General features: G+C 70.7%; 21 protein-coding genes. 17 read left to right on the forward strand and 4 right to left on the reverse strand.

Annotated elements, in window-relative coordinates; all coding sequences use genetic code 11:
* Window positions 1-44: 44 nt before the first annotated feature.
* Together ACF09J_RS16470 and ACF09J_RS16475 are read right to left on the reverse strand one after the other, a co-directional pair.
* Window positions 45-1,274 (reverse strand): DUF349 domain-containing protein, encoded by a 1,230-nt coding sequence (locus ACF09J_RS16470; RefSeq protein WP_392306097.1) that lies wholly within the window; start codon window positions 1,272-1,274, stop codon window positions 45-47.
* 146 nt (window positions 1,275-1,420) lie between these two features.
* Window positions 1,421-2,254, reverse strand: coding sequence for a peptidylprolyl isomerase (locus ACF09J_RS16475; RefSeq protein WP_392306098.1), 834 nt, complete (start codon window positions 2,252-2,254; stop codon window positions 1,421-1,423).
* Window positions 2,255-2,420: 166 nt separating this feature from the next.
* Here ACF09J_RS16475 and ACF09J_RS16480 point away from each other — a divergent pair, with 166 nt between their 5' ends.
* Together ACF09J_RS16480 and hisS are read left to right on the forward strand one after the other, a co-directional pair.
* The gene (locus ACF09J_RS16480) at window positions 2,421-3,134 is read left to right on the forward strand and encodes an MBL fold metallo-hydrolase (RefSeq protein ID WP_392306099.1); all 714 of its coding nucleotides are present in this window, start codon (window positions 2,421-2,423) and stop codon (window positions 3,132-3,134) included.
* A gap of 13 nt (window positions 3,135-3,147) precedes the next feature.
* Complete coding sequence (hisS, locus tag ACF09J_RS16485; RefSeq protein ID WP_392306100.1) at window positions 3,148-4,410, forward strand: histidine--tRNA ligase; 1,263 nt, start codon at window positions 3,148-3,150, stop codon at window positions 4,408-4,410.
* Window positions 4,411-4,485: 75 nt separating this feature from the next.
* On the opposite strand, the gene ACF09J_RS16490 is transcribed toward hisS, so the two are convergent.
* Both ACF09J_RS16490 and ACF09J_RS16495 read right to left on the reverse strand, forming a co-directional pair.
* Window positions 4,486-5,331 (reverse strand): ABC transporter permease, encoded by an 846-nt coding sequence (locus ACF09J_RS16490; RefSeq protein WP_392306101.1) that lies wholly within the window; start codon window positions 5,329-5,331, stop codon window positions 4,486-4,488.
* Complete coding sequence (locus ACF09J_RS16495) at window positions 5,328-6,188, reverse strand: ABC transporter ATP-binding protein (RefSeq protein ID WP_392306102.1); 861 nt, start codon at window positions 6,186-6,188, stop codon at window positions 5,328-5,330. The genes ACF09J_RS16490 and ACF09J_RS16495 overlap by 4 nt, the downstream gene beginning before the upstream one ends.
* A gap of 143 nt (window positions 6,189-6,331) precedes the next feature.
* Between ACF09J_RS16495 and ACF09J_RS16500 the strand changes: the two genes are divergently transcribed.
* From ACF09J_RS16500 to ACF09J_RS16570, 15 genes are all read left to right on the forward strand, one after another.
* Window positions 6,332-6,988: a vitamin K epoxide reductase family protein gene (locus ACF09J_RS16500; RefSeq protein ID WP_392306103.1), complete on the forward strand. Its 657-nt coding sequence runs from the start codon at window positions 6,332-6,334 to the stop codon at window positions 6,986-6,988.
* Window positions 6,989-7,048: 60 nt separating this feature from the next.
* Entirely contained in the window at window positions 7,049-8,404 is a 1,356-nt protein-coding gene (locus ACF09J_RS16505; RefSeq protein WP_392306104.1) for a replication-associated recombination protein A, read from the forward strand.
* Window positions 8,405-8,749: 345 nt separating this feature from the next.
* Window positions 8,750-9,364 carry a 30S ribosomal protein S4 gene (gene rpsD, locus ACF09J_RS16510; RefSeq protein WP_392306105.1) on the forward strand — a complete coding sequence of 205 codons (615 nt, stop codon included), beginning with the start codon at window positions 8,750-8,752 and terminating at the stop codon, window positions 9,362-9,364.
* Window positions 9,365-9,550: 186 nt separating this feature from the next.
* The gene (locus ACF09J_RS16515) at window positions 9,551-10,000 is read left to right on the forward strand and encodes a DUF948 domain-containing protein (protein WP_390828222.1); all 450 of its coding nucleotides are present in this window, start codon (window positions 9,551-9,553) and stop codon (window positions 9,998-10,000) included.
* A gap of 9 nt (window positions 10,001-10,009) precedes the next feature.
* Window positions 10,010-10,384: a hypothetical protein gene (locus ACF09J_RS16520; protein ID WP_392306106.1), complete on the forward strand. Its 375-nt coding sequence runs from the start codon at window positions 10,010-10,012 to the stop codon at window positions 10,382-10,384.
* Window positions 10,384-13,056, forward strand: coding sequence for an alanine--tRNA ligase (alaS, locus tag ACF09J_RS16525; RefSeq protein WP_392306107.1), 2,673 nt, complete (start codon window positions 10,384-10,386; stop codon window positions 13,054-13,056). The genes ACF09J_RS16520 and alaS overlap by 1 nt, the downstream gene beginning before the upstream one ends.
* Complete coding sequence (gene ruvX, locus ACF09J_RS16530; RefSeq protein ID WP_358737525.1) at window positions 13,056-13,520, forward strand: Holliday junction resolvase RuvX; 465 nt, start codon at window positions 13,056-13,058, stop codon at window positions 13,518-13,520. Before alaS ends, ruvX begins: the two co-directional genes overlap by 1 nt.
* Window positions 13,521-13,642: 122 nt before the next feature.
* Window positions 13,643-15,478: an endolytic transglycosylase MltG gene (mltG, locus tag ACF09J_RS16535; RefSeq protein WP_392306108.1), complete on the forward strand. Its 1,836-nt coding sequence runs from the start codon at window positions 13,643-13,645 to the stop codon at window positions 15,476-15,478.
* Window positions 15,459-16,298: a shikimate dehydrogenase gene (locus ACF09J_RS16540; protein ID WP_392306109.1), complete on the forward strand. Its 840-nt coding sequence runs from the start codon at window positions 15,459-15,461 to the stop codon at window positions 16,296-16,298. The genes mltG and ACF09J_RS16540 overlap by 20 nt, the downstream gene beginning before the upstream one ends.
* 289 nt (window positions 16,299-16,587) lie before the next feature.
* The gene (locus tag ACF09J_RS16545; protein ID WP_392306110.1) at window positions 16,588-16,896 is read left to right on the forward strand and encodes a hypothetical protein; all 309 of its coding nucleotides are present in this window, start codon (window positions 16,588-16,590) and stop codon (window positions 16,894-16,896) included.
* Between the two features lie 158 nt (window positions 16,897-17,054).
* On the forward strand, window positions 17,055-18,239 hold the full coding sequence (gene aroC / locus ACF09J_RS16550) for a chorismate synthase (RefSeq protein WP_392306111.1): 1,185 nt from the start codon (window positions 17,055-17,057) through the stop codon (window positions 18,237-18,239).
* Window positions 18,236-18,754 (forward strand): shikimate kinase, encoded by a 519-nt coding sequence (locus ACF09J_RS16555; protein ID WP_392306112.1) that lies wholly within the window; start codon window positions 18,236-18,238, stop codon window positions 18,752-18,754. The genes aroC and ACF09J_RS16555 overlap by 4 nt, the downstream gene beginning before the upstream one ends.
* Entirely contained in the window at window positions 18,751-19,842 is a 1,092-nt protein-coding gene (aroB, locus tag ACF09J_RS16560; RefSeq protein ID WP_392306113.1) for a 3-dehydroquinate synthase, read from the forward strand. The genes ACF09J_RS16555 and aroB overlap by 4 nt, the downstream gene beginning before the upstream one ends.
* A 164-nt stretch (window positions 19,843-20,006) precedes the next feature.
* The gene (locus tag ACF09J_RS16565; RefSeq protein WP_392306114.1) at window positions 20,007-21,137 is read left to right on the forward strand and encodes an AAA family ATPase; all 1,131 of its coding nucleotides are present in this window, start codon (window positions 20,007-20,009) and stop codon (window positions 21,135-21,137) included.
* Window positions 21,138-21,242: 105 nt separating this feature from the next.
* Window positions 21,243-22,352 carry an aminopeptidase P family protein gene (locus ACF09J_RS16570; RefSeq protein WP_392306115.1) on the forward strand — a complete coding sequence of 370 codons (1,110 nt, stop codon included), beginning with the start codon at window positions 21,243-21,245 and terminating at the stop codon, window positions 22,350-22,352.
* Window positions 22,353-22,398 lie beyond the last annotated feature (46 nt).

Genomic DNA, 22,398 nt, shown 5'->3' on the forward strand with positions numbered 1-22,398 from the left:
CTCAGCCGTGCGTGGAAGCGTCGCCCGATCCAGCGGGACCAGAGTCAGCCGCCGAACTCCTGCAGGCCCTTCAGGGCCTGGTCCAGGAGCGCCTGGCGGCCCTCGAGCTCCTTCTCCAGCTTGTCGGCCCTGGGGGTGTTGCCCTGGGCACGGGCCTGCTCGATCTGCCCCCGAAGCTTGTCCACGGCGGCCTGGAGCTGACCGGTCAGACCCTCGGCACGGGCCCGCGCCTCCGGGTTCGTCCGGCGCCACTCGGACTCCTCGGCCTCCTGGAGGGCCCGGTCGACCGTGTGCATCCGGCCCTCCACCCGCGGACGGGCGTCGCGCGGCACATGGCCGATGGCCTCCCAGCGCTCGTTGATCGAGCGGAAGGCGGCCCGGGCGGCCTTCAGATCCGTGATCGGCAGGAGCTTCTCGGCCTCCTCGGCCAGCTCCTCCTTCAGCTTCAGGTTCTCCGCCTGCTCCGCGTCCCGCTCGGCGAACACCGCGCTGCGGGCGGCGAAGAAGACGTCCTGGGCGCCGCGGAAGCGGTTCCACAGGTCGTCCTCGTGCTCCCGCTGGGCGCGGCCGGCGGCCTTCCACTCCGTCATCAGCTCGCGGTAGCGGGCCGAGGTGGGACCCCAGTCCGTCGAGCCCGACAGCGCCTCGGCCTCGGCGACCAGCCGCTCCTTGGCCCTGCGCGCGTCCTCGCGCTGCGCGTCCAACTGCGCGAAGTGCGCCTTGCGCCGCTTGGAGAACGCCGACCGGGCGTGCGAGAAGCGATGCCACAGGTCGTCGTCCGACTTGCGGTCCAGACGCGGCAGCCCCTTCCAGGTGTCCACCAGCGCCCGCAGCCGCTCCCCGGCCGCCCGCCACTGGTCGGAACGGGCCAGTTCCTCGGCCTCCGCGACCAGCGCCTCCTTGGCGTGCCGGGCGTCGTCCGCCTGCCGGGCGCGCTGCGCCTTGCGCTCCTCACGGCGTGCCTCGACCGTCTCGACCAGCTTGTTCAGCCGGGCACGCAGCGCCTCCAGATCACCGACCGCGTGGTGCGCGTCGACCTGCTCCCGCAGATGGTCGACGGCGGCCTGCGCGTCCTTCGCCGACAGGTCGGTGGTCTGCACTCGCTTCTCGAGGAGGCCGATCTCGACAACCAGGCCCTCGTACTTGCGCTCGAAGTAGGCCAGTGCCTCCTCGGGGGAGCCGGCCTGCCAGGAACCGACGACCTGCTCGCCGTCGGCCGTTCGCACGTACACGGTCCCCGTCTCGTCGACGCGGCCCCACGGGTCGCTGCTCACAGCGCCTCCTCCACATGATGCCTGCGGAGGGCCTCGAAGCTCCCCCGGGCATCGTCCACAGTTTCGTCACCGCCAACATAGGCGACCGGCGGGTGGCCTGTCCGCATCCAGCGCGACCGAAATTTCCCAGCCGACCGTCGCTGCCGTCAGGACTTCTTCACCGTCGCCTTGTTGATTACCACGGTCGCGTTCGGGGCGGTGTTGCCCGTCTGCGGATCGGCGGGCTGGGCACCGGCGTCCGCGATCTTCTTCAGCACCTTCATGCCGGATTCGGAGATGGTGCCGAACGGGGTGTAGCTGGGCGGAAGCGGACTGTCCTGGTACACCAGGAAGAACTGGCTGCCGCCGCTGTTCGGCTGCGACGTGTTCGCCATCGCCACGGTGCCCGCCGGATACACGTCGCCCTTCAGGCTTTTGTCCTTGAGGTTCTCGTCGGGAATCGTGTAACCGGGACCACCCATGCCCGTGCCCTGCGGGTCGCCGCACTGCAGAACGTAGATGCCCTCCGCGGTGAGCCGGTGGCACTTGGTGTGGTCGAGGAAGCCCTTCCCGACCAGGAAGTCGAAGGAGTTCACGGTGTGCGGCGCCGCGGAGGCCTTCAGATCCAGGTCTATCGTGCCGCACGTGGTGTCGAGCGTCATCGTGTACTTCGCCGACTTGTCGATCGTCATCGCCGGTTCCTTGTCCCAGCTCAGCTTCTTCACCGAGCCGGCGGCCGGCTTCGCGCACGGGTCCGGGGCCTTGCTGGTGGCCGAGGCGCTGGGGGTGACCTCAGCGCTCGCGTTGGCCTTGTCGTCCTTGCCGTTCTTCAGCACCCCGGTCGTGTACAGCGCGACGCTGCCGATGAGGACCACGCCGAGTACCGACGCGATCACGGAGTTCCGTACGCGTGCCTTGCGCCGCGTGGCGGTGCGCCGCTGCTGCTGCCGCAAGAACTTCTCCCGGGCGAGCTGACGCCGCCGCTGCTCCTGGCTGACCACCGCGTTCTCTCCTCAGCGTCTCGTGTGTCCACCGGTACGGGTGCGTCGTCCGAGGCGGGCACCCGCGTGTGACCCGTACCGTATATGGGTTCGCTGAGGATCCGGCAGCGCCGGTAGGCTCTGACAACAGCTTCAGCCGCCTGTATCGACACAACGAAGGACGATCGTGCTCATTGCCGGGTTCCCCGCCGGGGCCTGGGGGACGAACTGCTACCTCGTCGCCCCCGCCGCCGGTGAGGAGTGCGTGATCATCGACCCCGGCCACCAGGCCGCCCAAGGCGTCGAGGAAGCGATCGGGAAGCATCGGCTCAAGCCCGTCGCCGTCGTCCTCACCCATGGCCACATCGACCATGTGGCCTCGGTCGTCCCGGTGTGCGGCGCGCACGACGTACCCGCCTGGATCCACCCGGCCGACCGGTTCATGATGAGCGACCCCGAGAAGGCGCTCGGCCGTTCCATCGGCATGCCGCTGATGGGCGAGCTGACGGTGGGGGAGCCGGACGACGTCCGGGAACTGGCCGACGGCGCCGGTCTGGAACTGGCCGGCCTGGAGTTCTCCGTCGCGCACGCGCCCGGCCATACCAAGGGGTCGGTGACGTTCCGGATGCCCGGGGCCGCGGACATCCCGCCGGTCCTCTTCTCCGGGGATCTGCTGTTCGCCGGCTCCATCGGACGCACCGACCTGCCCGGCGGCGACATGGCCGAGATGCTCGACTCGCTGGCGCGCGTGTGCCTGCCGCTCGACGACTCGACCGTGGTGCTGTCCGGCCACGGCCCCCAGACGACCATCGGCCGTGAGCGTGCCACCAACCCCTACCTGCGGCAGGTGGCCGCCGGCCAGGGAGCGGACCTGGACGACGCTCCCCGACGAGGAATGTGACGAGAGACCTCCCGTGAGCACCTTCAAGGCCCCCAAGGGCACGTACGACCTGATCCCGCCGGACTCCGCGAAGTACCTGGCGGTCCGCGAGGCGATCGCCGCCCCGCTGCGCAACTCCGGCTACGGCTACATCGAGACCCCCGGCTTCGAGAACGTGGAACTGTTCGCGCGCGGCGTCGGCGAGTCCACGGACATCGTGACCAAGGAGATGTACGCCTTCGAGACGAAGGGCGGCGACCGGCTCGCGCTGCGGCCCGAAGGCACCGCGTCCGTCCTGCGGGCCGCCCTGGAGGCCAACCTCCACAAGGCTGGCAACCTGCCCGTCAAGCTGTGGTACTCCGGTTCCTACTATCGCTACGAGCGCCCCCAGAAGGGCCGCTACCGCCACTTCTCCCAGGTCGGTGCGGAGGCCATCGGCGCCGAGGACCCGTTCCTGGACGCCGAGCTGATCATCCTGGCGGACCAGGCGTACCGCTCGCTGGGCCTGCGCGAGTTCCGCATCCTGCTCAACAGCCTCGGCGACAAGGAGTGCCGTCCGGTGTACCGGGCCGCGCTCCAGGACTTCCTGCGCGGCCTCGACCTGGACGACGACACCCGCGCCCGGATCGAGATCAACCCGCTGCGCGTCCTGGACGACAAGCGGGAGTCGGTCCAGAAGCAGCTCACGGGCGTCCCGCTGCTGCGCGACTACCTGTGCGACGCCTGCAAGGCGTACCACGAGGACGTGCGGTCGCTCCTCGAGACCCACGGCGTCGCCTTCGAGGACGACGCCAAGCTGGTCCGCGGACTCGACTACTACACCCGCACCACCTTCGAGTTCGTGCACGACGGGCTCGGTTCCCAGTCCGCGGTGGGCGGCGGCGGCCGGTACGACGGCCTGTCCGAGATGATCGGCGGTCCCGCCCTGCCGTCGGTGGGCTGGGCCCTGGGCGTGGACCGTACGGTCCTGGCCCTGGAGGCGGAGGGCATCGAACTCCAACTCCCGTCGACCACCAGCGTGTTCGCGGTACCGCTCGGCGAGGAGGCCCGCCGGGTGCTCTTCGCGAAGGTCTCCGAACTACGCAAGGTGGGCATCGCCGCCGACTTCACCTACGGTCACAAGGGCCTCAAGGCCGCCATGAAGGCGGCCAACCGGTCCGGTGCCCGCTTCGCGCTCGTCGCCGGCGAACGCGACCTCGCCGACAGCGTCGTCCAGCTCAAGGACATGGAGTCCGGCGAGCAGACGGCGATCGCGGTCAACGAGATCGTCGCGGAACTGGAGTCCCGCCTCGGCTGACGCCATGCGTGAAGAAGGGCGCCGGGTGCTCGATCAGGCACCCGGCGCCCTTCGCCGTTCCGGTGGGCCCCGGTCTCATCCCTTCCGCTGGTCCTTCCAGCGGAACGTCAGCAGGCACAGCGCCAGACCGCCGACGCACCAGGCCGCGAGCACCAGGGCGACCCGCCCGAACTCCCAGCTCCCCGCCTGCTCCAGCACCCGCGCCGAGTCCGGCAGGAACACCCCGCGCAGGCCCTGGCACAGCCACTTCAGCGGGAAGAGGGCGCCGACGTTCAGCATCCAGCCGGGGAGGGCGTCGATCAGGATGTAGACCCCGGAGATGAACTGGAGCACCAGGAACGGCAGGACGACCACGGAGCCGGCGCTCCTGGCCGACCTGGGCACCGAACTGATCGCGATGCCGAGCAGCGCGCACCCGGTCAGGCCGAGCACGAAGATCCAGGCGAAGTGGAACCACCGGGTCGCGTCCGAGGGCAGCCGGACGCCGTACAGCGTGGTGCCGACGAGCAGCAGGATCGCCGTCTCCAGTAAGCCGGTGAAAAGAACCAGCCAGATTTTGCCCAGGAAGTACGCCGTCGGCGGCATCGGCGTGCCGCGCAGCCGGCGCAGCACCTTCTCGTCCCGTTCGACCGCGATCGACATGCCCAGGGACTGGAAGCTGGTCGACATGATGCCCGAGGCCACCATCGACGGGACGTAGAGCTGGGAGGCGGTGACGCCGGTGCCGCTGACGTCGTCGCGGAAGATCGACGCGAACAGGAACAGGAACACCACCGGGAAGGCGAAGGTGAACACCACCTGCTCGCGCTGCCGGAAGAACTGCCTGATCTCCAGGGCGCCCCGGTGCAGCCCGACTCCCCACGCCCCGGGCAGGCGCGCGGCCGCCTCCCCGGCGCGGGTCCGTTCGGCGGTCGTGGTCATCGCGCGTCCTCCTGTCCGGTCAGCCGGAGATAGACGTCCTCCAGCGTGGGGCGGCTCACCCGCAGGCCCGGTATCTCGCCGTCGAAGCGGTGCATCAGATCGGCGACGGTCCTGGTGGGGGTCCCGGTGTGCTCGGCGCGCGGGGTGCCGGCGGGGTCGGTCCACTCGACGGTGGCGCCGGTGGCGTGCCGCTCCCGCAGCTCACGGGAGGTGCCCTCGGCGACGATCCGGCCCCGGGTGACCACCGCCAGCCGGTCCGCGAGGGCCTCCGCCTCCTCCAGGTAGTGCGTGGTCAGCAGGATCGTCGTGCCCTCCTGGGCGAGCGTGCGGATCAGGGCCCAGAACCGGCGCCGGGCCGCCGGGTCGAACCCGGTCGTCGGCTCGTCCAGGAGCAGCAGTTCGGGGCCGCCGATCACGCCGAGGGCCACGTCCAGCCGGCGGCGCTGGCCACCCGACAGCGCCTTGATCCGGCTCCCCGCCTTCGCCTCGAGACCGACCAGGGCGATGACCTCGTCCGGGTCGCGCGGCCGGGGGTAGTACCGGGCGAAGTGCCGCACGGTCTCGCGGACCGTCAACTCGGCGGGCGCCGATTCGTCCTGCCAGACGATCCCCACACGCGAGCGCCACACGCGTGGGGCGCTCGCCGGGTCCGCCCCCAGGACCGAGACCTCGCCCGCGTCCCGTGAACGGTGGCCCTGGATGATCTCCACCGTGGTGCTCTTGCCCGCCCCGTTCGGTCCGAGCAGGCCCAGGACCTCGCCCTTCCTGATCGCCAGGTCCATTCCGTCGACCGCGGTGACGTCCCCGTACCGCTTGCGCAGCCCCCGTACGTCCACCGCGAGTTCGTTTCGCGTCATGGTCCGAGCATCGTCCGGAACCGAGCGTTCGGGTACGGCCGTGCACGTCTTCGTGTGTCCACCCGACGGTGCTCACACGCGCACGTGCGGCACAATGGCCGTGCCCGAAGAAGGTCCAACTCACAAGTGACGGAATCGGCGTGATGAGCAAGACGACAGTCAAACACGTCTCCGCGGAGCCCGAACCGGAGCGCGCGGCGACCGGGCCGCGGACGGTGGGCGGCAGCCGCGCCTTCGCCCTGCTGCTGGTGATCACCGGCGCGGCCGGTCTGCTCGCCGCGTGGATCATCACGATCGACAAGCAGAAGATCCTCGAGGGCAAGCTCAGCGGCAAGACCTTCACCCCGAGCTGCAGCCTCAACCCGATCGTGTCCTGCGGCAGCGTCATGGAGAGCAAGCAGGCCACCGTCTTCGGGTTCCCCAACCCGCTGCTCGGCCTGGTCGCCTACGGCATCGTCATCTGCGTGGGCATGAGCCTCATCGGCCGCGCCACCTTCCCGCGCTGGTACTGGCTGACGTTCAACTTCGGCACGCTCTTCGGCGTCTGCTTCGTCACCTGGCTCCAGTTCCAGTCGCTGTACCGCATCAACGCGCTGTGCCTGTGGTGCTCGCTGGCCTGGGCGGCCACGATCGTCATGTTCTGGTACGTGACCTCCTTCAACATCCGCAACGGCTTCCTGCCCGCACCGCGCCCGGTGAAGAACTTCCTCGCCGAGTTCACCTGGGTGCTGCCGGTCACGCACTGCGGTGTCATCGTCATGCTGATCCTGACCCGCTGGGGCAGCAGCCTCTGGGCCTGAGCCGGAGCCGGTGATCCACCGGCCGGCCGTGTTGTCGGCGGTGTGCCATAGGGTTTCAGCGTGGAGCCCGACCTGTTCACCGCCGCAAGTGAAGAACGCCAGGAGAAGGACCCGGCCGCGAGTCCCCTGGCGGTACGGATGCGCCCGCGCACCCTCGACGAGGTGGTGGGCCAGCAGCACCTGCTCAAGCCCGGCTCGCCGCTGCGCCGGCTGGTCGGCGAGGGCGCGGGCGGCCCCGCGGGACCCTCCTCGGTGATCCTGTGGGGCCCGCCCGGCACCGGGAAGACCACCCTGGCGTACGTGGTCTCCAAGGCCACCAACAAGCGGTTCGTGGAGCTGTCGGCGATCACCGCCGGCGTCAAGGAGGTCCGCGCGGTCATCGACGGCGCCCGCCGCGCCTCCGGGGGGTACGGCCAGGAGACCGTCCTCTTCCTGGACGAGATCCACCGTTTCAGCAAGGCACAGCAGGACTCCCTGCTCCCGGCGGTCGAGAACCGCTGGGTGACCCTCATCGCGGCCACCACGGAGAACCCGTACTTCTCGGTGATCTCCCCGCTGCTCTCCCGCTCGCTCCTGCTCACCCTCGAACCGCTCACCGACGACGACGTCCGCGGTCTGCTCCGGCGCGCGCTCACCGCCGAGCGCGGACTGAACTCGGCCGTCGGCCTGCCCGAGGACACCGAGAGCCATCTGCTGCGCATCGCCGGCGGCGACGCCCGCCGTGCCCTGACCGCCCTGGAGGCCGCCGCCGGGGCCGCCCTCGACAAGGGCGAGGGCGAGATCGGCCTCACCACGCTCGAGGAGACCGTCGACCGGGCCGCGGTGAAGTACGACCGCGACGGCGACCAGCACTACGACGTCGCCAGCGCCCTGATCAAGTCCATCCGGGGCTCCGACGTCGACGCCGCCCTGCACTACCTGGCCCGGATGATCGAGGCCGGCGAGGACCCCCGGTTCATCGCCCGCCGTCTGATGATCTCCGCCAGCGAGGACATCGGTCTGGCCGACCCCCACGCGCTGCCCACCGCGGTCGCCGCCGCCCAGGCCGTCGCCATGATCGGCTTCCCCGAGGCCGCCCTCACCCTCAGCCACGCCACCATCGCCCTGGCCCTCGCCCCCAAGTCCAACTCGGCGACCACCGCGATCGGCGCCGCCCTGGACGACGTGCGCAAGGGACTGGCCGGAGCCGTCCCGCCCCATCTGCGGGACGGGCACTACAAGGGCGCGGCCAAGCTCGGGCACGCGCAGGGGTACGTCTACCCGCACGACCTGCCCGAGGGCATCGCCGCCCAGCAGTACGCGCCGGACGCCCTGAAGGACCGCGAGTACTACGCCCCGGGCCGGCACGGCGCCGAGGCGCGGTACGCGGACGCGGTGGAGTGGACCCGCAAGCACCTCGGTCGGAAGCGGTCCTGAGCGCCCTGTAGACTGCCTCGAAGCGCTGAGTTCCGTGTCCGGAACCCCGAAAGGGGAACCGGCGCCACCAGAGCGGGACATTCAGCCGGAACTCCGCCGTTCACAGGACGGCGGGGATCCAGGAGCGTCGCGCACCGTCGAACGGTGTCGCGGGCAGCCCACCACCACCCGGAGCTCCGGGAGCGGTCGGTGGGCCACTCGCGTGCTGCACGTATGTGCCCAGATCAGGGGAGCGGCTGCCCTCCGGACCCGACAGGGGCCCGAGGGAATTCCCCGGCTGCGGATGCGACCTCCCCTAACCCTGGTGAAGCCGTATTCGCACAGAAAACAAGAGGTGTTTGGTTCATGGCGAACCAGTCCCGCCCCAAGGTCAAGAAGTCGCGTGCCCTCGGCATCGCGCTGACCCCGAAGGCCGTCAAGTACTTCGAGGCGCGCCCCTACCCGCCGGGTGAGCACGGTCGTGGCCGCAAGCAGAACTCGGACTACAAGGTCCGTCTGCTGGAGAAGCAGCGTCTGCGCGCTCAGTACGACGTCAGCGAGCGTCAGCTCGTCCGCGCCTACGAGCGTGCCGCCAAGACGTCGATGAAGACCGGCGAAGCCCTCGTCATCGACCTCGAGAAGCGTCTTGACGCCCTGGTGCTGCGTTCGGGCATCGCCCGCACGATCTACCAGGCCCGTCAGATGGTCGTCCACGGCCACATCCAGGTCAACGGCAAGAAGGTCGACAAGCCGTCCTTCCAGGTCCGTCCCGACGACGTGGTCCAGGTCCGCGAGCGCAGCCGCGAGAAGACCCTCTTCCAGGTCTCCCGCGAGGGTGGCTTCGCCCCCGACGGCGAGACCCCGCGCTACCTCCAGGTGAACCTCAGGGCCCTGGCGTTCCGCCTGGACCGTGAGCCGAACCGCAAGGAGATCCCGGTGATCTGCGACGAGCAGCTCGTCGTCGAGTACTACGCCCGCTGATCACCGGCAGGCCGTAGCACCCGCAGCACCACCCGGCCCGCCGTCTCCCCGCCCTCCCGGGCGGGGAGACGGCGGGCTCGCTCGTGCCAAGGGCGCACGGGCGTAAATCCGGTACGGAGCCGCACCCTCGGCGCGATAGGCTCGGTGCACGACTTTCTCGATGTACAGGCACGTTTCAGGGAGCGGGTGCGCACAGTGTCCGGTGGAGAGGTGGCCGGGATCCTGGTGGCCGTCTTCTGGGCGATCCTGGTCTCCTTCCTCGCCGTCGCACTGGCGAGGCTGGCCCAGACGCTCAAGGCGACCACCCGACTCGTGGCGGACGTGACCGACCAGGCCGTTCCACTGCTGGCCGAGGCCTCCCAGGCGGTGCGTTCCGCGCAGACCCAGATCGACCGCGTCGACGCGATCGCCTCGGACGTCCAGGAGGTCACGTCCAACGCCTCCGCGCTGTCGACCACCGTCGCCTCCACCTTCGGCGGCCCGCTGGTCAAGGTCGCGGCCTTCGGCTACGGCGTGCGCAGGGCGCTGGGCGGCCGCAAGGAGGACGTGCCCGGCAGGACGTCGAGGCGTACCGTGATCGTGGGCCGCACCGTCCCGGCCGCGCGGCGGGGGAAGCGGAACAACCGGGAGAAGTAAGGACTAGCGATGTTCCGCCGTACGTTCTGGTTCACCACTGGTGTCGCCGCCGGCGTGTGGGCCACCACCAAGGTCAACCGCAAACTCAGGCAGCTCACCCCCGAGAGCCTCGCCGTGACCGCGGCGACCAAGGCGGTCGAGGCCGGTCACCGGCTCAAGGACCGCGCCCTCGGCTTCGCGCTCGACGTCCGCGAGAACATGGCCCAGCGGGAGGCCGAACTCGGCGAGGCACTGGGCATGAACGCCCCGGTCGACCCGGAACTCCCCCCGTCCAGGCGGTACACCGCCATCGAGAACCGCAACCACCCGAAGTACGTTCAGGACCCGGCGTCCTCGGAACACCCGCACACGACGTACTCGTACAACCGGAATGAGGACCACTGATGGAGTCGGCTGAGATCCGCCGCCGCTGGCTGAGCTTCTTCGAGGAGCGCGGGCACACCGTCGTCCCTTCGGCGTCGCTCATCGCGGACGACCCGACTCTGCTCCTCGTCCCGGCCGGCATGGTGCCCTTCAAGCCCTACTTCCTGGGCGAGGTCAAGCCGCCCTTCCCTCGCGCCACCAGCGTGCAGAAGTGCGTGCGCACCCCCGACATCGAAGAGGTCGGCAAGACCACCCGGCACGGCACCTTCTTCCAGATGTGCGGCAACTTCTCCTTCGGCGACTACTTCAAGGAAGGCGCCGTCAAGCTCGCCTGGGAGCTGCTCACCGCGCCCCAGGACAAGGGCGGTTACGGCCTGGAGCCGGAGAAGCTCTGGATCACCGTCTACCAGGACGACGACGAGGCCGAGCGGATCTGGCACGAGGTCGTCGGCGTGCCCAAGGAGCGCATCCAGCGCCTGGGCAAGAAGGACAACTTCTGGTCCATGGGCGTGCCCGGCCCGTGCGGCCCCTGCTCCGAGATCAACTACGACCGCGGCCCCGAGTTCGGCGTCGAGGGCGGCCCCGCCGTCAACGACGAGCGGTACGTGGAGATCTGGAACCTCGTCTTCATGCAGTACGAGCGCGGCGAGGGCACGGGCAAGGACGACTTCGAGATCCTCGGCGACCTGCCGAGCAAGAACATCGACACCGGGCTCGGCCTGGAGCGGCTCGCCATGATTCTGCAGGGCGTGCAGAACATGTACGAGATCGACACGTCCATGGCCGTCATCGACAAGGCCACCGAACTCACCGGTGTCGCCTACGGCGACGCCCACCACTCGGACGTGTCGCTGCGTGTGGTCACCGACCACATGCGCACCGCCACCATGCTCATCGGCGACGGTGTCACCCCCGGCAACGAGGGCCGCGGCTACGTGCTGCGCCGCATCATGCGCCGCGCCATCCGCAACATGCGCCTCCTGGGCGCCACCGGTCTGGTCGTCAAGGACCTGATCGACGTGGTGATCGGCATGATGGGGCAGCAGTACCCGGAGCTGGTCACCGACCGCGAGCGGATCGAGAAGGTCGCCCTCGCCGAGGAGGCCGCCTTCCTCAAGACGCTGAAGTCCGGCACCAACATCCTCGACACCGCCGTCACCGAGACCAAGCAGGCCGGTGGCACGGTCCTCTCCGGCGACAAGGCCTTCCTGCTCCACGACACGTGGGGCTTCCCGATCGACCTCACCCTGGAGATGGCCGCCGAACAGGGCCTGTCCGTGGACGAGGAGGGCTTCCGCCGCCTGATGAAGGAGCAGCGGGAGCGCGCCAAGGCCGACGCCCGGGCCAAGAAGACCGGCCACGCCGACCTCGGCGCCTACCGGGAGATCGCCGACTCCGCCGGCGCGACCGACTTCATCGGCTACACCGACACTGAGGGCGAGTCCACGATCGTCGGCATCCTCGTCGACGGAGCCTCCTCCCCGGCCGCCACCGAGGGCGACGAGGTCGAGATCGTCCTCGACCGCACCCCCTTCTACGCCGAGGGCGGCGGCCAGATCGGCGACACCGGCCGCATCAAGGTGGACTCCGGCGCCGTCATCGAGGTCCGCGACTGCCAGAAGCCGGTCCCGGGCGTGTACGTCCACAAGGGCGTCGTCCAGGTCGGCGAGGTCACCGTGGGCGCCAAGGCCCACGCCTCGATCGACTCCCGCCGCCGCAAGGCCATCGCCCGCGCCCACTCGGCCACGCACCTGACCCACCAGGCCCTGCGGGACGCCCTCGGCCCGACGGCCGCCCAGGCCGGCTCCGAGAACCAGCCCGGCCGGTTCCGCTTCGACTTCGGTTCCCCGTCCGCCGTCCCGACGGCCGTGATGACCGACGTCGAGCAGAAGATCAACGAGGTGCTCGCCCGCGATCTGGACGTGCACGCCGAGGTCATGGGCATCGACGACGCCAAGAAGCAGGGCGCCATCGCCGAGTTCGGCGAGAAGTACGGCGAGCGCGTGCGCGTGGTGACCATCGGCGACTTCTCCAAGGAGCTGTGCGGCGGCACCCATGTGCACAACACCGCCCAGCTCGGGCTGGTGAAGCTGCTCGGCGAGTCGTCGATCGGCTCCGGTGTGCGCCGGATCGAGGCCCTGGTCGGGGTGGACGCCTACAACTTCCTGGCCCGTGAGCACACGGTGGTCGCCCAGCTCCAGGAGCTGATCAAGGGCCGCCCGGAGGAACTGCCGGAGAAGGTCTCCGCCATGCTCGGCAAGCTGAAGGACGCCGAGAAGGAGATCGAGAAGTTCCGCGCCGAGAAGGTGCTCCAGGCCGCCGCCGGTCTTGCCGGGTCCGCGAAGGACGTCCGCGGTGTGGCCGTCGTCACCGGGCAGGTCCCGGACGGCACCACGCCGGACGACCTGCGCAAGCTGGTGCTCGACGTGCGCGGCCGGATCCAGGGCGGCCGGGCCGCCGTGGTCGCCCTGTTCACGGTGAACAACGGCAAGCCGCTCACGGTGATCGCCACCAACGAGGCCGCCCGCGAGCGCGGTCTGAAGGCCGGTGACCTGGTCCGCACGGCCGCCAAGACCCTCGGCGGCGGCGGTGGCGGCAAGCCGGACGTCGCCCAGGGCGGCGGGCAGAACCCGGCCGCCGTCGGCGAGGCCGTGGACGCCGTGGAGCGGCTCGTGGCGGAAACGGCCAAGTGATGAGAAGAGGACGTCGGCTCGCGATCGACGTCGGGGACGCCCGGATCGGGGTCGCCTCGTGCGACCCCGACGGGATCCTCGCCACCCCGGTGGAGACGGTCCCCGGCCGTGACGTCCCCGCGGCCCACCGCCGGCTCAGGCAACTGGTCGCGGAGTACGAGCCGATCGAGGTCGTCGTCGGGCTGCCCCGCTCCCTCAAGGGGGGCGAGGGCCCGGCCGCCGTCAAGGTCCGCGCCTTCGCCGGTGAGCTGGCCAAGGGCATCGCCCCGGTGCCGGTCCGCCTGGTGGACGAGCGGATGACCACGGTGACGGCCAGTCAGGGACTGCGGGCGTCGGGGGTGAAGTCCAAGAAGGGACGCTCCGTGATCGACCAGGCCGCGGCCGTCATCATCCTGCAGCAGGCCCTCGAATCCGAACGGGTGTCAGGGAAAGCACCCGGCGAGGGCGTCGAAGTGGTCATCTGATCGCGATACGGTAACGTTCCGCGCGATGCGCCTGTGTTCGAACAGACGACGCACAGAAAGAGGCGGAGCGGAAGCCGGGGCACACGGCCGTGTGACCGCCGCCTCGCGGCTCTAGGGGATCGATGACTGAGTATGGCCGGGGCCCAGGTCCCGAACCGTGGCATCCGGAGGACCCGTTGTACGGGGACGGCGGATGGGGAGGACAGCAGGCCCAGGCGGGCCCGCAGTCCCCCTACGGCGGTGGGCCGCAGCACCACCCGCAGCAGTCGCAGCAGGGACAGCAGGCGCAGTACGGAGACTGGGGCCAGGATCAGCAGGGCGGCTACGGCGGCCAGTACCCGCAGCAGCACTACGGCGACCAGGGCCACCAGCAGGGCGGGCAGCACTACGACCCGCACGGTCAGCAGCAGTACGGTCAGCAAGGTCAGCAGCAGTACGGCCACCAGGGCCAGCAGGGGCAGCAGCAGTACGGCCACCAGGGTCAGCAGGGCCAGGAGCAGTACGACCAGCAGTACGGGGGACACCCTCAGCAGCAGGGCTACGGCCAGGGCGGCTGGGACGGCGCCGGCGGGCAGCAGCAGCCCGCCTACCCCGGCGATCCGGCGGACCCGTACGGCCAGCAGGCCGCGGCGTACGGCTCCGAGCAGCCCGATCACTACGGCACCCCCGAGGCCTACCCGCCGCCGGAGCCGCCGAGCCGCCGGCGTGCCGAGCCGGAGCCGCGGCCGGACTGGGACCCGGAACCCGAACCCGAGCAGGACGATCACGCGTTCTTCGCGGGCGGCGGCGGCGACGAGGACGACGACGCCGCCGACGATCCGAAGGAGGGCCGGGGGCGCGGCGACCGCAAGGGCCGCGGCGGCAAGGGCAAGAGCAAGAAGCGCCGCAACGGCTGCGCCTGCCTGGTCGTCGCCCTGGTGTTCGGCGGAGGCACGGTCGGAGTCGTCTACTACGGCTACCAGTTCTACGAAAACCGTTTCGGCGCCGCGCCGGACTACGCGGGCAACGGTATCAACGAGATGGTGACCGTCGAGATCCCCAAGGGCGCGGGCGGCTACGATATCGGCCGGGCGTTGAAGGCGGCGGACGTCGTCAAGAGCGTCGACGCCTTCGTGGCGGCGCAGTCGCAGAACCCCAATGGCAGGACGATCCAGGACGGCATCTACACGCTGCGCAAGCAGATGTCGGCCGCCAGCGCGGTCGAACTGATGCTCAGTCCGAAGAGCCGCAGCAACCTGGTCCTCGCAGAGGGCCTGCGCAACACGGCGGTCTACGCGCTGATCGACAAGCGCCTCGAACTGCCGGACGGCACCACGGCCGGCGTCGCGAAGAAGGAGTACAAGAACCTCGGCCTGCCCTCCTGGGCGCTCAACCATCCCAACCTGAAGGACCCGCTGGAAGGCTTCCTCTACCCCTCCAGCTACGCCGTCGCCAAGGGGCAGAAGCCCGAGGCCGTCCTGAAGGAGATGGTGGCGCGCGCCAACGGGAAGTACAACCAGCTCGGTCTGGAGAAAAAGGCCAAAGGCCTGGACCTCGAAGGGCCCTGGCAACTGCTCACCGTGGCGAGCCTGGTCCAGGCCGAGGGCAAGACGCACGACGACTTCCGCAAGATGTCGGAAGTGATCTATAACCGTCTGAAGCCGACCAACACCGAGACCTACCAGTTGCTGCAGTTCGACTCGACCTTCAATTACCTGAAGGGCGAGAGTAATATCCACATCAGCGAAAAAGAGATCAACAGTAACAAGGACCCTTACAACACGTACACCCGCAAGGGCCTGCCGCCTGGACCGATCGGAAACCCCGGCGACGAGGCGTTGAGTGCGGCATTGAATCCGACCCAGGACGGCTGGATCTATTTCGTGGCGACCGACGGCGCGCACAAGACCGAGTTCGCCAAGACGTACGCCGAATTCCTCAAGCTCAAGGACAAGTTCGATGCCACCAAGGGCAACTGACGCCCGCCGGGCGGCGGTGCTGGGTTCGCCGATCGCCCACTCGCTCTCCCCGGTGCTGCACCGGGCGGCGTACGCGGAGCTGGGGCTCGCGAACTGGTCGTACGAGCGGTTCGAGATCGACGAGGCAGGCCTGCCCCCGTTCTTCGAGGGTCTGGGGCCCGAGTGGGCCGGGCTGTCGCTGACCATGCCACTGAAGCGGGCGGTCATCCCGCTGCTCGACGGGATCAGCGACACCGCCGCCTCCGTCGAGGCGGTCAACACGGTCGTGTTCACTGCGGACGGCCGCCGGGTCGGGGACAATACCGACGTGCCCGGCATGGTCGCCGCCCTGCGCGAGCACGGCATCGAGCAGGTCGACTCGGCCGCGATCCTCGGCGCAGGCGCCACCGCTTCCTCCGCGCTGGCCGCGCTCGCCCGCGTCTGCACCGGCGAGGTCGTCGCCTACGTCCGCAGCGAGGCCCGCGCGGCCGAGATGCGGCAGTGGGGCGAGCGGCTGGAGGTCGAGGTCCGTACTGCGGACTGGGCGGACGCCGGGCAGGCCCTGAGCGCGCCGCTGGTGATCGCCACCACCCCGGCCGGAACGACGGACGCGCTCGCCGACGCCGTACCCGGACGGCCCACCACGCTCTTCGACGTCCTCTACGACCCGTGGCCCACTCCGCTGGCGGCCCGCTGGTCCATGGCCGGCGGCGCCGTCGTCAGCGGGCTCGACCTGCTGGTGCACCAGGCGGTCCTCCAGGTCGAACAGATGACGGGCCGCTCAAGGGTTCCGCTCGCGGCAATGCGGGCCGCTGGAGGGCGTGCGCTCGCCAGCGGGTGAACACCGGCTGATTCTTCGCCCGGTGCAGGTGGATTTATTCCAGTCTGCGTCGACCGGGAAGAAGGATAAAGCAATCCCCGTTGATCATCTTCTCTTCCGTTGCTATTTTGCGACGGCGTAATGGCTTGGAGGGGAAGGGGATTGAAGTGCGCGGACGCTTTTATTCGATCGGCATGGCGGTGGGGCTGGCCGGTGCCATGTGCCTCGTTGGCGCGGCGCCGGCCGCGGCTGCGGCTTCGACGCCCGAAGCGGCTTGTGGTGCAGGTACAAGGTTCTGGAGTCTCACACTGTGGGGTTCGACAAGAGCACCGGCAAGCCCGCTGGCCGGGTTTCGCTGCTTTACAACGCCTCGAACGGCTACAACTGTGTAGTGACGATGCATATCAACGGTTATGTCGGATTCGGTGCGACCACTGAAGCTGGAATTCTCGTCGAGGGTGGTAGCTGGAACCGCGACAAGCGTGATTACAGCTATTACGCCGGTCCCGTCTATGTATACGCCGCCAACAAGTGCGTGAAGTACACCGGCGGCATCGAATATGTCGACAACGGCATTTTCTGGGACAGTTACACAAGCGGGTTCGGGCATTGCGGCTGACCTCGGCCGGTATGTCGCCGGGCCCTCTCGCGCCCCGTCCGTCAGATGGACTGGTGACGGGGCCCGGTTGCCGGACGTGGGAGGATCGGAGGTGGCGGGCCAGGGCCGCGCACCCGGTCGCGTCGTCGCAGTTCCAGGCGCGAGCATGAGGAGCACCGTTGAGCAGGTTGCGCTGGCTGACCGCGGGGGAGTCCCACGGACCCGCACTCGTCGCCACGCTGGAGGGCCTTCCCGCCGGCGTGCCCGTCACCACCGAGATGGTGGCGGACCACCTGGCACGGCGGCGCCTGGGCCATGGGCGCGGTGCCCGGATGAAGTTCGAGCGCGACGAGGTCACCTTCCTCGGCGGCGTCCGGCACGGCCTCACCCTCGGCTCCCCGCTGGCGATCATGGTGGGCAACACCGAGTGGCCCAAGTGGGAGAAGGTCATGGCCGCCGACCCGGTGGACCCGGCGGAGCTGGCCGAGATCGCGCGCAACGCGCCGCTGACCCGGCCCCGGCCCGGACACGCCGATCTGGCGGGCATGCAGAAGTACGGCTTCGACGAGGCCCGGCCGGTGCTGGAACGGGCCTCCGCGCGTGAGACGGCGGCCCGTGTGGCGCTGGGCGCCGTGGCCCGGTCGTACCTGAAGGAGACGGCCGGCATCGAGATCGTCAGCCACGTCGTCGAGCTGGCCGCGGCCAAGGCGCCCTACGGCGTGTACCCGGCCCCGGCGGACGTGGAGAAGCTGGACGCGGACCCGGTGCGCTGCCTGGACGCGGACGCCTCCAAGGCGATGGTCGCGGAGATCGACCAGGCCCACAAGGACGGGGACACGCTCGGCGGCGTGGTCGAGGTGCTGGCGTACGGCGTGCCGGTGGGCCTCGGCTCCCACGTGCACTGGGACCGGAGGCTGGACGCCCGGCTCGCGGCCGCGCTCATGGGCATCCAGGCGATCAAGGGCGTCGAGGTCGGCGACGGCTTCGACCTGGCGCGGGTGCCCGGCTCCAAGGCCCACGACGAGATCGTCACCACCGACGAGGGCATCCGGCGCGCCACGGGCCGCTCCGGCGGCACCGAGGGCGGGCTGACCACGGGTGAGCTGCTGAGGGTGCGGGCCGCGATGAAGCCGATCGCGACCGTGCCGCGTGCCCTGCGGACCGTGGACGTGGCCACCGGCGAGCCCGCGCAGGCCCACCACCAGCGCTCCGACGTGTGTGCGGTGCCGGCCGCCGGGATCGTGGCCGAGGCCATGGTGGCCCTCGTCCTCGCCGACGCCGTCGCGGAGAAGTTCGGCGGCGACAGCGTGCCCGAGACCCGCCGCAACGTGCGGTCCTACCTCGAGAACCTGGCGATCCGGTGAGCGCCGAACCGGTCGTCGTCCTGGTCGGGCCCATGGGCGTCGGCAAGTCCACCGTCGGGCGGATGCTGGCCGACCGCCTCGGGCTCGCCTACCGGGACGTCGACGACGACATCGTCGCCGAGCAGGGCCGCAGCATCGCGGAGATCTTCGTCGACGAGGGCGAGCCGTTCTTCCGCGCCGCGGAGAAGGAAGCGGTGCGCCGGGCGCTCGCCGAGCACGACGGCGTACTCGCCCTCGGCGGCGGCGCGATCCTGGACCCGGACACACGGGCGCTGATCTCCCGGCTGCCGGTCCTGTACCTCTCGATGGACGTCGAGGAGGCCGTCCGGCGCACCGGCCTGAACGTGGCGCGCCCGCTGCTCGCGGTGAACCCGCGCAAGCAGTGGCGCGAACTCATGGAGGCCCGGCGGCACCTGTACGAGGAGGTGGCCACGGCGGTCGTGCCGACCGACGGGCGCACCCCCGAAGAGGTCACCCGAGCCGCCCTGGACGCACTGGAGTTGAAGGAAGCATGAGCGAGTCGGTCACCCGGATCCACATCGCCGGCACGGCCGGCACCGAGGCGTACGACGTGCTGGTCGGCCATCGACTCCTCGGTGAACTCACCGGTTTGGTCGGTGACAAGGCCAAGCGCGTCGCCGTGATCCACCCCGAGGCGCTCGCCGGGACCGGGGACGCGATCCGCGCCGACCTGGCCGAGCAGGGCTACGAGGCCGTCGCCATCCAGGTGCCGAACGCGGAGGAGGCCAAGACCGCGGAGGTCGCCGCCTACTGCTGGAAGGCGCTGGGCCAGTGCGGGTTCACCCGCACCGACGTCATCGTGGGCGTGGGCGGCGGCGCCACCACCGACCTGGCCGGATTCGTGGCCGCGACCTGGCTGCGCGGGGTGCGCTGGATCGCCGTCCCGACCACCGTGCTGGCCATGGTGGACGCGGCCGTCGGAGGCAAGACCGGCATCAACACCGCCGAGGGCAAGAACCTCGTGGGCGCCTTCCACCCGCCGGCGGGCGTGCTGTGCGACCTGGTCGCGCTGGACTCCCTCCCGGTCAACGACTACGTCTCCGGGCTCGCGGAGGTCATCAAGGCGGGCTTCATCGCCGACCCGGTGATCCTCGACCTGATCGAGTCCGACCCCGAGGCCGCCCGTACGCCGGCCGGCCCGCACACCGCCGAGCTCATCGAGCGGTCCATCAGGGTCAAGGCGGACGTCGTCTCCGCGGACCTGAAGGAGTCGGGCCTGCGGGAGATCCTCAACTACGGCCACACGCTCGGCCATGCGATCGAGAAGAACGAGCGGTACAAGTGGCGGCACGGCGCGGCGGTCGCCGTCGGCATGCACTTCGCCGCCGAACTCGGCCGTCTGGCCGGGCGGTTGGACGACGCCACGGCCGACCGTCACCGCACGGTCCTCGAATCGGTGGGTCTGCCGCTGCACTACCGCTACGACCAGTGGCCCAAGCTGCTGGAGACGATGAGGGTCGACAAGAAGTCCCGCGGCGACCTGCTGCGCTTCATCGTCCTGGACGGCCTCGCGAAGCCCACCGTCCTGGAGGGCCCCGACCCGGCCGTGCTCCTCGGCGCGTACGGCGAGGTCGGGCAGTAAGTACCACCGCGCCGGATCCGCCCCGTTCCGCACGCGGCGGCGGGCACGTCGGTCCGTGCCCGGCCGTTCACCATATGGCGGCCGGGGAAGGTACCGTTCGGTAGGCGGCGGGCTCGGGCCCGCCGCCGGCGCCAATTGCCCCGTACGAGACGGAGTCGCACCGGATGCAGGACGCAGTGGGTTCACCGCTGCCGCCGCCCCACCAGCCGGGGCACGGACCGGCCGCCGGCTGGGCGCCGGCCGCACACCACCCCGACCCGCGGCACCCGAACGCCCCTCAGGGCCCGCCCCCCGCACCGCCCCGGGCCCCGGGCCACCCCGGCACACAGGCGCCCCAGCCACCGGGCCCGCATCCGCCGGCTCCGCACGTCCAGGGCCCGCGCCCCGAGGGTCCGCCCCCGGCGGCGCCGCATGTCCAGGGTCCGCGTCCGTCGGCGCAGCAGTCGCCGGGCCCGCATCCGTCGGGTCCGCACGTGCAGGGCCCGCGCCCCGAGGGTCCGCCCCCGGCGGCGCCGCATCCCCGGAACCCGCACCCTCAGGGCCCGCCCCCGTCCGTGCCGCACCCGCAGAGCCCGCACCCGCAGAGCCCGCACCCCCAGGCCCCCCGCCAGTCGGCCCCCGTGCCGCCGCCCGCCGCGGCGCCCGTGCCGGACGGGACCGGGCATGTCCGGTTGCCGCCCGGCGGTCCCGTCGGGATGCCCAGCGTGCCGCCGGCCCAGAGTGTGCCCGATCCGTCGGCCACCACGCTGGCGGTGCTGTTGATCGGGCCGGCCGGGGCGGGCAAGACGAGCGTGGCCAAGTACTGGGCCGACCACCGCCGCGTGCCCACCGCGCACATCAGCCTCGACGACGTCCGCGAGTGGGTACGCTCCGGCTTCGCGGACCCGCAGTCGGGATGGAACGACCACTCCGAGGCGCAGTACCGGCTCGCCCGCCGCACCTGCGGCTTCGCCGCCCGCAACTTCCTCGCCAACGGCATCTCGTGCATCCTCGACGACGCCGTCTTCCCCGACCGCCCGGTGGTCGGACTCGGCGGCTGGAAGCGCCACGTCGGCCCCGGCCTGCTCCCGGTCGTGCTGCTGCCCGGCCTCGACATCGTCCTGGAGCGCAACGCCGAGCGCTCCGGCAACCGCCGGCTGACCGACGAGGAGGTCGCCCGCATCCACGGCCGCATGGCCGGCTGGTACGGCTCCGGCCTGCCCATCATCGACAACTCCCAACTCGACGTCCCGGCCACGGCCCGCGTCCTGGACGAGGTCCTGTCCCGGGCCATCGCCAGCCCCCCGAACTGGTAGGACGCGGCCGTGCCCGGCGGCCCGGGCGGGCCGCGGCCGGGAATCCGCAGACCCACTCGGACCTCTCGAACGGCGATATTGAGCCATGACTCTTACGCTCGGTTCATGTCAGAGGTGTACGCGGCCCGCCGGACCCGGCTGAGGGAGCGCTGCAACGCGGGCGGCAGCGCGGCGGCGCTGGTGACTCGTCCCGCCAATGTGCGGTACCTCGCGGGGGCCGCCCCGCAGGGTGCCGTCCTGCTTCTCGGAAGGCGCGAGGACCTGCTGGTGTGCCTGAGCCCGCCGGACGACCGGCCCTACGAGGGCCGTCCCGACGAGGCGCTGCCGGTGCAGGTCCTGCCCCAACCCCACGGCGGCGACCCGGCCGTCGCCGCCGCCGACCACGCCCGCGCCCAGGGCGCCGACTCGCTCGCCGTGGAGGAGCACCACCTCACGGTGGCCCGCCACCGCGCCCTCGGCTCGGTGGCGCCCCGGCTGCGCCTGGCCGATCTGGGCGGCGCGGTCGAGCAGCTCAGAGTCGTCAAGGACGAGGAGGAGATCTCCTGTCTGAGAATCGGTGCCGAGATCGCCGACCAGGCCCTGGGCGAGCTGCTGGAGTCCATCCTGGTCGGCCGCACCGAGCGCCATCTCGCCCTGGAACTGGAGCGGCGGCTCGTCGACCACGGCGCCGACGGACCCGCCTTCCCGACCTCCGTGGCCACCGGCCCGAACTCCGGCCGCCGCGGCCACCGGCCCACCGACCGACGGGTCGAGGAGGGCGACTTCCTCACGGTGTGCCTGGGCGCCGCCTACCGCGGCTACCGCTGCGAGATCGGCCGTACCTTCGTGATCGGCACGTCCCCGGCGGACTGGCAGATCCAGCTCTACGACCTCGTCTTCGCAGCCCAGCGCGCCGGTCGGGAGGCCCTGGCCCCCGGTGCCGCCTACCGTGAAGTCGACCGCGCCGCACGCCAGGTACTGGATTCGGCCGGGTTCGCCGAGAGCCTGCAACCGCTCACCGGACACGGGGTCGGACTCGAAATCGACGAGGACCCGCAGCTGGCCCCTTCGGCCATGGGTAAACTGGACGCTTGCGTGCCGGTCACTGTCGAACCCGGGGTCCACCTCCCGGGCCGGGGCGGTGTCCGGATCGATGACACGCTCGTCGTACGCCCCGAGGCGGACGGCGGACCCGAGCTACTCACCATCACGACCAAGGAGCTCCTCGCGCTCTAGCCTCGCGCTGTGCGCCTGCCCCAGGGTCGTACGTCAGTCCAGGAGA

This window comes from Streptomyces sp. NPDC014889 (assembly GCF_043081205.1).
Lineage (GTDB): Bacteria > Actinomycetota > Actinomycetes > Streptomycetales > Streptomycetaceae > Streptomyces.

Bases quoted from the DNA above. Each gene is read 5' to 3' on its own strand.
- ruvX (WP_358737525.1), top strand. From the start codon at position 13,056: ATGAGAAGAGGACGTCGGCTCGCGATCGACGTCGGGGACGCCCGGATC.
- aroB (WP_392306113.1), top strand. From the start codon at position 18,751: ATGAGCGAGTCGGTCACCCGGATCCACATCGCCGGCACGGCCGGCACC.
- rpsD (WP_392306105.1), top strand. From the start codon at position 8,750: ATGGCGAACCAGTCCCGCCCCAAGGTCAAGAAGTCGCGTGCCCTCGGC.
- mltG (WP_392306108.1), top strand. From the start codon at position 13,643: ATGACTGAGTATGGCCGGGGCCCAGGTCCCGAACCGTGGCATCCGGAG.
- ACF09J_RS16520 (WP_392306106.1), top strand. From the start codon at position 10,010: ATGTTCCGCCGTACGTTCTGGTTCACCACTGGTGTCGCCGCCGGCGTG.
- ACF09J_RS16495 (WP_392306102.1), bottom strand. From the start codon at position 6,188: ATGACGCGAAACGAACTCGCGGTGGACGTACGGGGGCTGCGCAAGCGG.
- alaS (WP_392306107.1), top strand. From the start codon at position 10,384: ATGGAGTCGGCTGAGATCCGCCGCCGCTGGCTGAGCTTCTTCGAGGAG.
- ACF09J_RS16570 (WP_392306115.1), top strand. From the start codon at position 21,243: ATGTCAGAGGTGTACGCGGCCCGCCGGACCCGGCTGAGGGAGCGCTGC.
- ACF09J_RS16500 (WP_392306103.1), top strand. From the start codon at position 6,332: ATGAGCAAGACGACAGTCAAACACGTCTCCGCGGAGCCCGAACCGGAG.
- ACF09J_RS16540 (WP_392306109.1), top strand. From the start codon at position 15,459: ATGCCACCAAGGGCAACTGACGCCCGCCGGGCGGCGGTGCTGGGTTCG.
- ACF09J_RS16490 (WP_392306101.1), bottom strand. From the start codon at position 5,331: ATGACCACGACCGCCGAACGGACCCGCGCCGGGGAGGCGGCCGCGCGC.
- ACF09J_RS16565 (WP_392306114.1), top strand. From the start codon at position 20,007: ATGCAGGACGCAGTGGGTTCACCGCTGCCGCCGCCCCACCAGCCGGGG.